Annotated in this window: 14 protein-coding genes; 2 read left to right on the forward strand and 12 right to left on the reverse strand. The window is 59.8% G+C overall.

Annotated features, from left to right (window positions below; genetic code table 11):
- Positions 1–2: 2 nt before the first annotated feature.
- Positions 3–1,186 (forward strand): IS3 family transposase gene (locus CLU80_RS25870; protein ID WP_286079780.1). Its coding sequence is split into 2 segments (ribosomal slippage): positions 3–267 and positions 267–1,186, totalling 1,185 coding nucleotides; the frame shifts between segments, so codons are not numbered across the junction.
- A gap of 226 nt (positions 1,187–1,412) precedes the next feature.
- Here the strand turns inward: CLU80_RS25870 and CLU80_RS25875 are convergent.
- The 5 genes from CLU80_RS25875 to ribBA all read right to left on the reverse strand — a co-directional run bounded on the left by CLU80_RS25875 (position 1,413) and on the right by ribBA (position 6,947).
- A complete protein-coding gene (locus tag CLU80_RS25875; protein WP_099758787.1) occupies positions 1,413–2,567 on the reverse strand; it encodes an ABC transporter ATP-binding protein in 1,155 nt (384 codons plus the stop codon).
- 17 nt (positions 2,568–2,584) lie between these two features.
- Positions 2,585–3,394, reverse strand: coding sequence for an ABC transporter permease (locus CLU80_RS25880; protein WP_007918021.1), 810 nt, complete (start codon positions 3,392–3,394; stop codon positions 2,585–2,587).
- 6 nt (positions 3,395–3,400) lie between these two features.
- Positions 3,401–4,348, reverse strand: a complete 948-nt coding sequence (locus CLU80_RS25885) for an ABC transporter permease (protein WP_166674938.1) — start codon at positions 4,346–4,348, stop codon at positions 3,401–3,403.
- Entirely contained in the window at positions 4,345–5,370 is a 1,026-nt protein-coding gene (locus CLU80_RS25890) for an ABC transporter substrate-binding protein (RefSeq protein ID WP_095050093.1), read from the reverse strand. Before CLU80_RS25890 ends, CLU80_RS25885 begins: the two co-directional genes overlap by 4 nt.
- A 467-nt stretch (positions 5,371–5,837) precedes the next feature.
- Complete coding sequence (gene ribBA / locus CLU80_RS25895) at positions 5,838–6,947, reverse strand: bifunctional 3,4-dihydroxy-2-butanone-4-phosphate synthase/GTP cyclohydrolase II (RefSeq protein WP_099758788.1); 1,110 nt, start codon at positions 6,945–6,947, stop codon at positions 5,838–5,840.
- Positions 6,948–7,015: 68 nt separating this feature from the next.
- Here ribBA and CLU80_RS25900 point away from each other — a divergent pair, with 68 nt between their 5' ends.
- The gene (locus CLU80_RS25900; RefSeq protein ID WP_099758789.1) at positions 7,016–7,312 is read left to right on the forward strand and encodes a DUF1330 domain-containing protein; all 297 of its coding nucleotides are present in this window, start codon (positions 7,016–7,018) and stop codon (positions 7,310–7,312) included.
- Between the two features lie 123 nt (positions 7,313–7,435).
- Here CLU80_RS25900 and CLU80_RS25905 read toward each other — a convergent pair whose 3' ends face one another.
- The 7 genes from CLU80_RS25905 to CLU80_RS25940 form a co-directional block, all read right to left on the reverse strand.
- Positions 7,436–7,999, reverse strand: coding sequence for an NUDIX hydrolase (locus tag CLU80_RS25905; protein ID WP_099758790.1), 564 nt, complete (start codon positions 7,997–7,999; stop codon positions 7,436–7,438).
- Position 8,000: 1 nt separating this feature from the next.
- Complete coding sequence (locus CLU80_RS25910; RefSeq protein WP_099758791.1) at positions 8,001–8,753, reverse strand: GntR family transcriptional regulator; 753 nt, start codon at positions 8,751–8,753, stop codon at positions 8,001–8,003.
- Positions 8,754–8,811: 58 nt separating this feature from the next.
- Entirely contained in the window at positions 8,812–9,201 is a 390-nt protein-coding gene (locus CLU80_RS25915) for a carboxymuconolactone decarboxylase family protein (protein WP_099758792.1), read from the reverse strand.
- A gap of 133 nt (positions 9,202–9,334) precedes the next feature.
- On the reverse strand, positions 9,335–9,820 hold the full coding sequence (locus CLU80_RS25925; protein WP_099758793.1) for a flavin reductase family protein: 486 nt from the start codon (positions 9,818–9,820) through the stop codon (positions 9,335–9,337).
- A 12-nt stretch (positions 9,821–9,832) separates the two neighbouring features.
- A complete protein-coding gene (locus CLU80_RS25930; RefSeq protein WP_099758794.1) occupies positions 9,833–11,314 on the reverse strand; it encodes an aldehyde dehydrogenase in 1,482 nt (493 codons plus the stop codon).
- Positions 11,311–12,144, reverse strand: coding sequence for an alpha/beta fold hydrolase (locus tag CLU80_RS25935; protein ID WP_099758795.1), 834 nt, complete (start codon positions 12,142–12,144; stop codon positions 11,311–11,313). Before CLU80_RS25935 ends, CLU80_RS25930 begins: the two co-directional genes overlap by 4 nt.
- Before the next feature lie 31 nt (positions 12,145–12,175).
- Positions 12,176–12,766 carry an amino acid synthesis family protein gene (locus CLU80_RS25940; RefSeq protein ID WP_007917992.1) on the reverse strand — a complete coding sequence of 197 codons (591 nt, stop codon included), beginning with the start codon at positions 12,764–12,766 and terminating at the stop codon, positions 12,176–12,178.
- Between the last annotated feature and the right edge of the window lie 371 nt (positions 12,767–13,137).

The following is a 13,137-nucleotide window of genomic DNA, read 5'->3' on the forward strand; positions in this document are numbered from 1 at the left end:
TCATGACTAAAAAACGCAGGGCATTCGACGACAGCTTCAAGCTGCAAGTCGTGAAGATGATCAAGGATCAGGGACTGACCGTTACGCAGGTTTGCCAGGATCTGAACATTGGTGAGACAGCCGTTCGACGCTGGGTTCAGCAATACGAGGCAGAGCAACTGGGACAGGCCGGAATCGGCAAGCCATTGACGGCGGAACAGCAGCGCATCCGGCAGTTGGAGCAGGAAAATCGGCAGCTCAAGATGGACAACGACATCTTAAAAAAGGCTACCGCCTTCTTTGCCCGCGAGCTGAAGTAACGTATCGACTGGTTCGGCAGCTGCAACAGAAGGCTTACTCAGTGGCACATGTCTGTCGGTTGCTGAGCATCAGTCGTTCGGGCTTCTATGAGTCTCAGAAGCGTGCTGATGCACCTGTTCGGCAGAGTTGTCCTGTTGTTGTGCAACTCAAGGCGTCTTTTACCGAGAGTGGAGGCTGCTACGGCAGCCGCCCTTTGCGCGACGCTTTGCGTGCCAAGGGCATGCTTGTCGGGCTGTATAAAATCCGTCGTTTGATGCGAGCTAATGGGCTGCGTTCGGCTTGGAAGCGCAAGTTTGTACACACGACCGATAGCAATCATGACCTGCCGATTGCAGAGAATGTACTGGGCAGAAAATTTGATCAAGTGGCGCCAAACAAGGCTTGGGTGGCTGACATCACCTATATCCGCACCCGCAGTGGCTGGCTGTATCTGGCCGTGGTATTGGACTTGTTTTCACGCAAGATAGTGGGCTGGTCGATGGCTCCGAATATGCCGGCAGAGCTGGTGTGCACCGCGATGCAACTGGCTATCGCGCAGCGTCAACCGCCGCCAGGCTTGATTGCCCACTCAGATCGGGGTAGCCAATATGCGAGTGCAACTTACAGAGAATTACTGGCAAGAAACGGCATGCAGCAGAGCATGAGCCGCAAAGGTAATTGCTGGGACAACGCAGTGATGGAGCGCTTCTTTTTGAGTTTGAAAATGGAGCGGGTATGGCGCCGTGACTACGCGAACCATGCTGAAGCAATCCGCGACATCACCGAGTACATCGTTGGGTTTTACAACAACGAACGGTTGCACTCGAAACTGGGATATCTGCCACCGACCGCTTACGAGCGGGCGATGGCGTCAAAACCACCTATCGAGGTGTCCGGAATTAGTTGACCACTGCACCGCGCTATTGTCTGATACCGCGTCGACTGTTTCCCTCACCCTAGCCCTCTCCCAGAGGGAGAGGGGACTGACCGGGTTGTTTTGGCGTTATACATCGACTTGAAAGTCCTGAGTCGAACTCAGGTCCTGAAAAGCCCCCGATCTGCTCCCTTTCCCCCTCGCCCCCCTTGGGGGAGAGGGCTGGGGTGAGGGGGTAAATCTCACAGACAACACGCTATCAGTGAGAACCCGCAGCCTTGTTCAGGTCGCTGTCGGTCCATTCGGTGTAGACGCAGGCGTCAGCGGTGGCCCAGCGTACTTGAACCGGGTCGCCAGCCTTGAGCGGCATGCCGGCGGCTGACAGTGCTTTCACCGTCATTGATGTGCCGCCCGACGTGACCACACTGCAAGTCTGGCTCTCACCCAGAAACAACACCTCCACCACCTTCGCTGAAACCTCGTTCCACCCCGACGGCAGCGGTTCGCTGATCGCTTGCGCCACGCTCAACGCCAAGGCTTTTTCCGGCCGCACCATCAGCAACACATCCTGATCCGTATGCAGCCCAGCGGTCAGTCGAATCGACAATGACTGTCCTTCAAACGAAGCCGCCGCATTGCCCTGCGCCTTGAGCTTGAGGAAGTTCGAGTTGCCCAGGAACGACGCCACAAACGCATTCGGCGGATTTTGATAAAGGTCATAACCACTGCCCAGACCAACAATCTTGCCGTGACTGAAAATCGCAATGCGCTGCGACAAACGCATGGCTTCTTCCTGGTCGTGGGTCACGTAAACAATGGTGATGCCCAGGCGACGATGCAGTTGGCGCAGTTCATCCTGCAGATCTTCACGCAGCTTTTTATCCAGCGCCCCCAGCGGTTCATCCATCAGCAGGATGCGTGGTTCGTAAACCAACGCCCGGGCAATGGCGACACGTTGCTGCTGGCCGCCAGACAGTTGCGAAGGGCGGCGATGGGCGAACTGTTCGAGCTGGACCAGTTTCAACATCGCGTCGACACGCTTGTCACGTTCGGCGGCGGCGAGTTTGCGGATCGCCAGCGGAAAGGCGATGTTGTCGCGCACCGACAGATGCGGGAACAGCGAATAACGCTGGAACACCATGCCGATGTCACGCTTGTGCGGAGGCACATTCACCAGCGACTGACCGTTGACGAGGATCTCGCCACTGCTCGGCGTTTCAAATCCGGCGAGCATCGACAGGGTCGTACTCTTGCCCGAGCCGCTGGAGCCGAGGAAAGTCAGGAATTCACCGTCCTTGATGTCCAGCGAGATGTTGTCGACGGCAGCAAAGTCGCCGTAATGCTTGTTCAGGTTGCGCAGACTGACCAGGGGTTTGTCATTCTGCTGGGAAGCGTCTTTGATCACGGCACTCATGTCGTACTCCTGGGCGCTCAGGCGCTGATTTCGTTGCGCCGGCGCAGCGCGGCGGCGATGACCATGACCAAAACCGACAAGCCGATCAGCAGCGTCGAAGCGACGGCGATCACTGGCGTCAGGTCCTGGCGCAAGGTGGTCCACATTTTCACGGGAAGCGTTTGCAGTGTGGGACTTGCCATCATCACGCTGAGCACCACTTCGTCCCACGAAACGAGGAAGGCGAAGAGGGCGCCGGCAACCATACCCGGACGAATCGCCGGGAACGTCACCTTGAACACCGCTTGCAGGCGTGAAGCACCGCAAATCACCGCCGCGTCTTCAATCGACTGATCGAACAGCTTCAGTGAGTTGATGATCGAGATAATCGTGAACGGCAGCGCGACGATCACATGGCTGACGACAAACGCGAACATCGTCCCGGTGTAACCGAGCTTGAGAAACAGCGCGTACACCGCCACGGCGATGATCACCAGCGGCACGATCATCGGCAGGGTGAACAGGCCGTAGAGCATTTCCCGACCGGGAAAACGCCCGCGAACCAGCGCAAACGCAGTCGGCAGACCGAGGGCCACGGCGCAGATCGTGGTCAGCACGGCGACCTTGAGGCTGGCCGCTGCGGCGTTCATCCAATCGGGGTTGGAGAAGAACTGGCCGTACCATTTCAGCGTCCAGCCCGGTGGCGGAAACACCAGCCACTGCGAGGAGCCGAACGATAGCAGCACGATGAAGACGATCGGCAACAGCAGGAACAGACCGATCAGCCCGGTGGTTGCATACAAACCGAAGCGCATGCGCCGGCTCATCGCATTGGGGGTCAGGAGCATGTCGGCTTACCTCGCGTTACTGGCGCCAACCGGGGATTCCGGCTGAAGCTTCAGGTAGAAGTAGAACAGCACCAAAGTGATCGCGATCAGCAACGCGGCGCCGGCACTGGCCAGGCCCCAGTTGAGGAACGATTGCACCTGCTGAATGATAAACTCCGGCAGCATCATGTTCTGCGCGCCGCCGAGCAGCGCCGGGGTGACGTAGTAACCGAGCGACATGACGAACACCATCAAGCCACCGGAGGCCAGACCCGGCCGGCACAGCGGCAGGAACACCCGGAAGAAGTTGGTCCACGGGCTGGCTCCGCAAATCGAACCGGCCTGCAGAATCATCGGGTCGATGGCCTGCATGGTTGCCTGCAACGGCAGGACGATGAACGGGATCATGATGTAGCTCATGCCGATCACCACGCCGGTGAGGTTGTGGACCATTTCCAGCGGCTGATCGATGATGCCCATCGCCATCAGAGCCTTGTTGATCACGCCCGACGCTTGCAGCAGCACCAGCCACGAATACGTACGGGCGAGCAGGCTGGTCCACATCGACAGCAGCACGATGTTGAGAATCCAGCGCCCCCAGCCACGCGGCACCAGGGTGATCGCCCAGGCCAGCGGAAAGCCCAGCAACAGGCTGAACAGCGTTACCAGCCCGGCCACCGAGAAGGTGTTGAGCAGCACTCGGGCGTACGCCGAGTTGGCGAACAGTTGTTCATAGTTGCCAAGGCCCGGGGTCGGTTCGAGCACGCCGCGCAACAGCAGGCCAATCAACGGCGCGAGAAAGAACAGGCCGATGAACAACAGTGCCGGAGCGAGGTTGCCGGCGCCGCGCCAGCGTTGTCTGAGGGATGGGGCTTGCTGCATCGCAACCGCCTGTGTTCCGTGGGCCGAACCGGCAGCGCTGGTCGCGCTCCCGGTGGCAGTGGAGGGACGGGACGCGGTGGCCGCCATTTTCATTTGACCAGCCATTCGTTCCACCGTGTCGCGATGGCCTGGCCGTTTTTGGCCCAGTACGCGAAATCTAGAGTGATCTGATCCTTAGCGTAGGCAGTCGGCAGGTTGGGGGCCAGCGTCGAATCCAGACGCTCCACACTGTCGAGGTTGACCGGGGCGTAGGCGGTCAGGTTGGAGAAGTCGGCCTGGCCCTTGGCGCTGCTGGCGGCGGCCAGAAACTTCATCGCCGCGTCCTTGTTTTTCGAGCCTTTTGGAATCACCAGAATGTCGGCCATGACCAGGTTCTGTTTCCAGCTCACACCGACCGGTGCGCCGTCTTCTTGCAGGGCGTGAATGCGACCGTTCCAGAACTGGCCCATGCTCGCTTCACCGGAGGCCAGCAGTTGCTGCGACTGCGCGCCGCCGCCCCACCAGACGATGTCTTTCTTGATGGTGTCGAGTTTCTTGAAGGCGCGATCGAGGTCGAGCGGGTAAAGCTTGTCGGCAGGCACGCCGTCGGCCAGCAGCGCCAGTTCGAGTACGCCAGGGCTTGGCCATTTGTACAGGGCGCGTTTGCCCGGGTAGGTTTTGGTGTCGAACAGGGCGCTCCAGTCCTGTGGCTTGTTGGCGCCGAGTTTGCCCTCGTTGTAGCCGAGGACGAAGGAGAAGAAGAACGAGCCGACGCCGTGATCGCTGACGAAACGCGGGTCGATCTTGTCGCGCTGGATGACTTTGAAATCGAGGGGTTCGAGCAGGCCTTCAGCGGCGGCACGCAGGGCGAAGTCGGCTTCGACATCGACCACGTCCCACTGCACGTTGCCGCTCTCGACCATGGCTTTGAGTTTGCCGTAGTCAGTCGGGCCATCCTGCACGACGGTGATGCCGCTGGCCTTGCTGAACGGATCGGCCCAGGCCTGTTTCTGCGCATCCTGGGTGCTTCCGCCCCAGCTGACGAAGTTCACGCTCTCGGCAGCCATTGCAGCCTGGCCGGTAACGCTGAGCAGTCCCGCAAAAAAGATCGCGGTTGCAGCTTTGTTCAACACCATTTTTACGCCCTCATTGTTGTGTTTTTGAGCGGGCTTGCGTTGTTGCCCGCCTGTCGGGAGCAGTAGATGGACCTTCGTTGGAATGTCCGGTCTATGGAATATCATATTATGGTATTCCAAACTTTGTGCAAGCACTTTGCCTTACCGGTTATCTGGCCGGGCGGTTATTTGATGCGTTCGGCTTGGATGTTTTTTGTGAATGTCAGATCCAGCCCCTCACCCCAGCCCTCTCCCTTCGGGAGAGGGGGCCGATTGGAGGCTGTTCAAAACCTGAGTTCGACTCGGTATCTCAGGTCGGCGTATAGCGACTAAACACCTCGGTCAGCTCCCTCTGCCTTCGGGAGAGGGGGCCGATTGGAGGCTGTCCAAAACCTGAGTTCGACTCGGTATCTCAGGTCGGCGTATAGCGACTAAACACCTCGGTCGGCTCCCTCTCCCTCGGGGAGAGGGCTGGGGTGAGGGCAGCTTCACTCGGTAAACGGAATACTCTCGACCACTTCCAGGTCATACCCGGTCAACCCGGCGTATTTCAGAGGAGGGCCCAGGTGACGCAACTTGCCAACCCCAAGGTTCTGCAGAATCTGCGCCCCGGTCCCCACCTCCGAATAAATCCGCGATTGCGAACGGCTGAACTGCCTCGGCGGCTGAGTCAATTGCGGCACCCGCTCCAGCAGCGCCTGCGAAGACTCGTGATTGGCCAACACCACCACAACCCCGTGCCCCTCAGCAGCGACCCGTTGCAACGCCGCCCAAAGCGTCCAGTTCGTCGGCCCGCTATATTCCGCGCCAACCAGATCCCGCAGTGGATCGATCACATGCACGCGCACCAGCGTCGGTTCTTCACGGCGCAGATCGCCCATGACCATCGCCATGTGCACGCCGCCCTCGATGCGATCCTCAAAAGTGATCAAGCGGAACGTGCCATGCACCGTCGGCAGCTCCCGTTCGCCGATGCGTTCAATGGTGTGTTCGGTGCTCAGGCGATAGTGGATCAGGTCGGCGATGGTGCCGATCTTGATCCCGTGCTTGCGCGCGAACACTTCCAGATCCGGGCGACGGGCCATGGTGCCGTCGTCGTTCATCACCTCGACGATCACCGAGGCCGGGGTAAAACCGGCCAGACGTGCCAGGTCGCAACCGGCCTCGGTGTGGCCGGCGCGGGTCAGCACGCCACCTTCCTTGGCGCGCAGCGGGAAGATGTGGCCGGGCTGTACCAGATCTTCAGCGCGGGCATTCGGCGCGACGGCGGCGGCCACGGTGCAAGCGCGATCTGCTGCGGAGATGCCGGTGGTCACGCCTACCGCTGCTTCAATCGATACGGTAAACGCGGTGCTGAACACGCTGCCATTGGCCGGCACCATCTGCTCCAAACCCAGACGCTGGCAATGTTCGTCGGTCAGGGTCAGACAAATCAGACCGCGCGCTTCGCGGGCCATGAAGCTGATCGCCTCGGGCGTGCAATGGTCGGCGGCCAGCAGCAGGTCGCCTTCGTTTTCGCGGTCTTCGTCATCGACCAGCAAGACCATTTTGCCAAGACGATAATCTTCGATGATTTCTTCGATGCTGTTGAAGGCCATGCTGGACTCTCAGGGTTCGTTGGAAATATATTGGTATACCATAATACAAAATCAACAAAGAGGTCACTATGAAGGCGTACTGGATTGCTCACGTGGATATAGCCGATGCCGATCATTACAGCCAATACACCCAGCGTGCGCCGGCAGCGTTCGCTGCGTTTGGCGCGAAGTTTCTGGCCAGAGGCGGGCGCAGCGAGGCGATGGAAGGGCGCGAGACGCCGCAGCGCAGCGTGGTGATCGAGTTTGAAAGCTACGAAAAAGCCGTGGCGTGCTACCACTCGGCGGCGTACCAGGAAGCGAAAAGTTACCGCGAAGAATGGGCGAGGGCGGAAATCGTCATCGTTGAAGGCATCGCCCCAATTTAAGCAACACCACTAAACACTGTGGGAGCGAGCTTGCTCGCGAAGGCGTCGTGTCAGTCGATACACATGTTGAATGTCTGACCGCATTCGCGAGCAAGCTCGCTCCCACAGGGGGATAGGCAATCTTCAGCGGATGAAGTGAATCTTGCCGCTATCGTCATTGCCCATGTAGATCCCATACACCCCAGCCTGGCGCTCTTCGATATAGCGCTCGAGAATCTGCCGGATCGCCGGGTAATAGATCTGTTCCCATGGAATCTCTTCCGGCGCGAAGAACTTGTAATCCATGGTTTCGGGGCCGTACTGCCCGGTGATCTCCAGCGCGATCGCACGGAAGATGATGTACACCTCGCTGATCTTCGGCACGCTGAAAATCGAATACGGCGAGACGATTTCCGCGCGCACACCGCTTTCTTCCCAGACTTCACGGACGGCCGCTTGCTCGGTGGTCTCGCCGCTTTCCATGAACCCGGCGGGCAGCGTCCAGGTGCCCGGGCGCGGTGGGATCGCGCGTTGGCACAAGAGGTATTTGCCGTCCTGCTCGATGATGCAGCCGGCAATGATCTTCGGATTGACGTAGTGGATGTAGCCGCAGCCGCGGCACATCAGGCGCTCGTGCGTATCGCCCGGCGGCACCTGCTGACCGAGGTCAGGGCCACCGCATTTCGGGCAATAGCTCGGGCTGAACATATCAGTGACCTATACGGGGTTCTTTCAAGGCGATCGGCAGGGTGATTGGCGGGGTAGCGCCAGTCTCTTCCTGCTTGCGCTTGAGGTAATCGAGGGCCACGGCAGCAGCGGCGCGAACGTGGTCGACACAGGCCTGATGCGCCGCCAGCGGATCGCCGCTTTTGATCGCCTCGACCATTTTTTCCATTTCGTGGTTACTCGCGCCGCGACGGTTTTCCTGGGACACCGAGGTCGCGCGCAGGTAGCTGATACGCGCCTGCAACTGGCGCAGTTGAGTCGCCGCCACATGGTTGCCCGAACCTTCGAGCAGCACGTCGTAGAAACCCTGCACCGAGTCGATCACCTGCTGCAACTCGCCGTCCTTGAGCGCCTTGCGGTTGTCGTCGAGGGCTTTTTCCAGGGCTTTGATGTCCTTGGCCTTGGCGCGCAGGGTGAACAGCTGAACGATCAGACCTTCCAGCACGCAACGCAATTCATAGATATCGACGGCGTCGGCCAATGTGATGATGGCGACACGCGGACCTTTGGCATCGGCGAACTCGACCAGACCTTCGGATTCGAGGTGACGCAGGGCTTCACGCACAGAGGTGCGGCTGACGCCCAGGCGATCGCACAGATCGCGTTCGACCAGACGATCACCGGGCATGAGCTGGAAATTCATGATCGCGCTACGCAGTTTATCCAGCACGATTTCGCGCAGGGTAACGGGGTTGCGATTGACCTTGAAGCTGTCGTCGAGTGGCTGGCGTTTCATGGGGTCCGCTCTTTAAGTTGGCTGTCCATGCCAGACGGGCATCTAAACAGCCGAGGGTTTAACTGGAGGCCTCGGCGTCGGCTTCGGCAAAGGCTTCATGGGCCAGCCGGAAACTGTCCACGGCTGCCGGAACGCCGCAATAAATGCCGACCTGAAGCAGAATTTCGCGTATTTGCTCACGACTCAGGCCGTTACGCAAGGCGCCACGCACATGCAGCTTGAGTTCGTGCGGACGGTTGAGCGCCGAGATCATCGCCAGGTTGATCATGCTGCGCTCCTTGAGCGACAAACCCTCACGCCCCCAGACATGGCCCCAGCAGTATTCGGTAACCATTTCCTGCAGCGGACGGGTGAAGTCGTCGGCGTTCTCTATCGAACGCTGCACGTAGGCTTCGCCGAGCACCTGAGTGCGGATCTTCAGGCCCTTCTCATACTTTTCGTTACTCATCATTCCTCCTCACACCACTATCCCCTTTGGGAGCGAGCTTGCTCGCGAAAGCGCCACTAGATTCAACATTGATGTCGACTGACACTACGCCTTCGCGAGCAAGCTCGCTCCCACAGGGTTTCGCATTGTCGCCTCAGGCCAGAGTCGGCAACGGCCCGAGCTTGCCTTTGTGGTAAATCATCGGCGTCACCGGTTGTTCGGGCAGGATCAGGTTCTTCACCGCGCCAACAATGATCGCGTGGTCGCCACCATCGTACTCACGCCACAACTCGCACTCGATGATCGCCGTCGCTTTGGCCAGAATCGGGTTGCCGAGTTCGCTCAAATGCCACGCGATGTCCTTGGCCTTGTCCTTGCCTTTACTGGCGAACGCATAGGCCTCAGCCGTCTGGTCAGCCGACAGCAAATGGATCGCGAATTTCTTGCTGTCACGCAACACCGGATACGTGTCGGAAGCATAGTTGGGGCAGAACAACACCAGCGCCGGGTCAATCGACAGCGCACTGAAGGCGCTGGCGGTGATGCCGACGATCCCACCCTCAGGGTCAAGGGTGGTGACCACCGTGACGCCGGACGGGAACGAGCTCATGACGTCTTTGTAAATGCCGGGTTCGATCATTTCGCAGGACTCCTAGCGCATCACAAACGGATCAGGCATTGGTGCCTGAGAAAGGTTGATCCACACCGTTTTCAGTTCGGTGTAGGCCAGCACCGAATCGATGCCGCTTTCGCGTCCATAGCCACTGTTCTTGAAACCGCCGATCGGGGCCATTGCTGACACCGCGCGGTAGGTGTTGACCCAGATGATCCCCGAGCGCACATCGCGGGCCAGGCGATGGGCTCGGCCCAGGTCGCGGGTCCAGATGCCAGCCGCCAGACCGAACTGTGAGTCGTTGGCGATCGCCAGTGCCTCGGCTTCATCCTTGAAGCGAATCACCGACGCCACCGGGCCGAAGACTTCTTCCTGCATGATCTTCATCGAATTGCGGTCGCATTCGAACAGCGTCGGCTCGTAGAACCAGCCTTCGCCAAGATCCGCCGGGCGCTTGCCGCCAGTGCGCAAACGCGCGCCTTCAGCGATGGCGTCGGCGACCAGACCTTCGACCACCGCCAATTGCTGCGCGGTGGCCATCGGGCCCATCTCACTGTGGTCTTCTTGCGGGTTGCCGATGCGAATGCGCTGGGCGCGTTCGACCAGTCGGCTGACGAATTCGTCGTAGATCTCGTCCTGCACCAACAGTCGCGAACCCGACACGCAGCTCTGCCCGGAGGCCGCGTAGATCCCGGCGATCGCGCCGTTGATCGCGCTGTCCAGATCGGCGTCGGCGAAGATGATGTTCGGTGATTTGCCGCCCAGTTCCAGCGACAGCTTGGCGAAGTTCTCGGCGCTGCTGCGCACCACATGCCGTGCTGTCGCCGCGCCGCCGGTGAAGGCAATCTTGCGGATCAGCGGATGGCGGGTGAGGGCGGCGCCAGTGCTTGGGCCGTAACCGGTGACGACGTTGACCACGCCCGGCGGAATCCCGGCTTCGAGCGCCAGACGTGCCAGTTCAAGAATGGTCGCCGAGGCGTGCTCGGACGGCTTGATCACAATCGTATTGCCAGCGGCGAGGGCCGGGGCGAGTTTGATTGCGGTCAGGTACAGCGGGCTGTTCCACGGAATGATCGCGGCGACCACGCCCATTGCTTCGTGCACGGTGTAGGCGAACAGGTCGGGCTTATCCAGCGGCAGCGTGCCGCCTTCGAGCTTGTCGGCCAGGCCGGCGGTGTAGTGGAAAAACTCCGGCAGATAACTGACTTGCCCACGGGTTTCGCGGATCAGCTTGCCGTTGTCGCGGCTTTCCAGCTGCGCCAGTTGTTCTTTATTTTCGGCGATCAAGTCGCCGAGACGACGCAGCAGTTTGCCGCGCGCAGTGGCAGTCAGGCCACGCCATGCCGGGCTGTCGAAAGCAGTCTGTGCCGATTGCACGGCGCGTTCGACATCCGCCTCATCAGCGTCGGGCAGTTCGGCCCAGGCTTGCGCCGTGGCCGGGTTGAGGCTTTCGAAGGTATTGCCGGAGAGGGCGTCGACCCATTCTCCGCCGATGCACATCTGGAAGCGTGCGAGTGTCATGCAACGATCCCCTTTATATGGTTTTGTCGGGAGTGTGCGAATTGCAGAAATTCCAGCAGCGTCTGGTTGACCAGACGCGGCGACTCTACCGGCATCATATGCCGTTGCTCAGACAGCACGGCAACCTTCGCACCGGGGATGCGTCGGGCCAGTTGCTCGGCCATTTCCGGGGTCGAACCCGGATCGAGTTCACCGGTGGCGATCAGCGTCGGCGCCTGAATGCTGCCCAGGTCGTCGGCGCGGTACATGTCTTGGGTGGCGAACAATTCGTAGGTGGTCAGGTAACCCTGAGGATCATTATTGGCGAGGGTCTGGCGCAATGCGGCGATCTGCGCCGGGTTGGCCGCCTGATACTCGCGGCTGAACCAGCGCGACAACGCCGCTTCGGCATTGGCGTCCGGGCCATGTTCGGCGGCTTGCGCGGTACGGGCGATGACGCCGGCACGCTGTTCTTCGCTGCGGTTGAACACACTGTTCAACACCACCAGGCTTTGCAGGCGCTCCGGGTAATGCAGGGCAAAGGCCCGCGCGACCAGACCGCCCATGGAGAAACCGATCACCGCTGCCTGCGGCAGATTGAGGTGATCAAGCAGCTCCAGCAACTGATCGGCGTAACCGAGCAGGTTGGTGCCGCTGGCCGGTCGCGGGCTGGCGCCATGGCCGAGCATGTCGTAGGCGATCACCCGGTATTGGCTGGACAGACCGACGATCTGCCCGCCCCACATTTCTTTGTTCAGGCCCACGCCGTGGATCAAAACCACGGGCTGGCCTTGGCCGGTCGCCAGGTAACTGGTGCCAGCCGGGGTGAGTTCAGCGGTGAGCCGAATCATGGAGCGCTCCTGCAATGCCTTTTTATTGTGATTACTGGGCTTTTTCGGCGGCCAGTTCTTCCAGATCGATGTAGCGATTGCCGATGCGCGGGTGCAGACGGCCACCGTCAGCGCAACCCAGCACGACCACGATTTCGTCGGCACGCGGTGCGTCTTCGATCTGCATTTCCAGGGTGATGTAGTGCGAACGCTGACCTTCGTCGTCCTTGTGCATCATCGGGATCTGAATCGAAGTGCCCGGGCCGCCGCGTTTGTTGGTGAAGCTCAGGTAGCTCTTGGCGTTGACCGCTTCGCGGTAGTGGTTGCCGAAGCGCAGGGTGTGGATCACGGCGGAGGCGTGTTCGATCTCGCCATCAGCGCCGACCACAGCGGCTTTGCCGTAGGCCTCGATCTTCTCGGCACCGCCGATGATGCCGACCAGACGCTCCACCATCAGCGCACCGAGGTCGGAGCAGTTGGCGCGGATCTGCGGCTTGAGGTCTTCAACGAAACCGTTGCCTACCCAAGGGTTTTTCATCACCACGGCGAGGCCGACCATGGTCACTGGCTTGTCAGTGGCCTTGCCGCCTTCAATGAAGGTTTCTTCGACATAGCTGACGATCTTGCGAATTTCGAAACTCATGAGCTGCTCCGTAGGGGGATTGAGAGTGTCTGTGCGTCTGATGGTATACCATAATACCGATCGTGCAAGTCCCTCCGGTAACTTTTGCCGCATCACCCCGGCGAATGGTCATGTATTCAAATCCCACAACCACCACCAACCTCTGTGGGAGCGAGCTTGCTCGCGAAGGCGGCGTAACGTTCACCCTCTTTATTGGCTGATCCACCGCTTTCGCGAGCAAGCTCGCTCCCACAGGGGAATTTCTTCGTAACAGAAGGTCGCTTTCGGTTAACAAAAGATAACGTGGCGCCGATTGTCAGACGTTTCGAAAGCCCGATAGGATGAGCCAGCTTCCGAAGTGGCTCTGGATTGCGGGTTTCAGGACTATGCTT

It is taken from the genome of Pseudomonas sp. 29 (genome assembly GCF_002754355.1).
GTDB lineage: Bacteria > Pseudomonadota > Gammaproteobacteria > Pseudomonadales > Pseudomonadaceae > Aquipseudomonas > Aquipseudomonas neuropathica.

Coding starts and splice junctions, on each gene's coding strand:
- CLU80_RS25915 (WP_099758792.1), bottom strand. CDS start 9,201: ATGAGTAACGAAAAGTATGAGAAGGGCCTGAAGATCCGCACTCAGGTG.
- CLU80_RS25885 (WP_166674938.1), bottom strand. CDS start 4,348: ATGAAAATGGCGGCCACCGCGTCCCGTCCCTCCACTGCCACCGGGAGC.
- CLU80_RS25940 (WP_007917992.1), bottom strand. CDS start 12,766: ATGAGTTTCGAAATTCGCAAGATCGTCAGCTATGTCGAAGAAACCTTC.
- CLU80_RS25910 (WP_099758791.1), bottom strand. CDS start 8,753: ATGAAACGCCAGCCACTCGACGACAGCTTCAAGGTCAATCGCAACCCC.
- CLU80_RS25930 (WP_099758794.1), bottom strand. CDS start 11,314: ATGACACTCGCACGCTTCCAGATGTGCATCGGCGGAGAATGGGTCGAC.
- CLU80_RS25890 (WP_095050093.1), bottom strand. CDS start 5,370: ATGGTGTTGAACAAAGCTGCAACCGCGATCTTTTTTGCGGGACTGCTC.
- CLU80_RS25905 (WP_099758790.1), bottom strand. CDS start 7,999: ATGTTCAGCCCGAGCTATTGCCCGAAATGCGGTGGCCCTGACCTCGGT.
- ribBA (WP_099758788.1), bottom strand. CDS start 6,947: ATGGCCTTCAACAGCATCGAAGAAATCATCGAAGATTATCGTCTTGGC.
- CLU80_RS25875 (WP_099758787.1), bottom strand. CDS start 2,567: ATGAGTGCCGTGATCAAAGACGCTTCCCAGCAGAATGACAAACCCCTG.
- CLU80_RS25925 (WP_099758793.1), bottom strand. CDS start 9,820: ATGATCGAACCCGGCATTTACAAAGACGTCATGAGCTCGTTCCCGTCC.
- CLU80_RS25935 (WP_099758795.1), bottom strand. CDS start 12,144: ATGATTCGGCTCACCGCTGAACTCACCCCGGCTGGCACCAGTTACCTG.
- CLU80_RS25880 (WP_007918021.1), bottom strand. CDS start 3,394: ATGCTCCTGACCCCCAATGCGATGAGCCGGCGCATGCGCTTCGGTTTG.
- CLU80_RS25900 (WP_099758789.1), top strand. CDS start 7,016: ATGAAGGCGTACTGGATTGCTCACGTGGATATAGCCGATGCCGATCAT.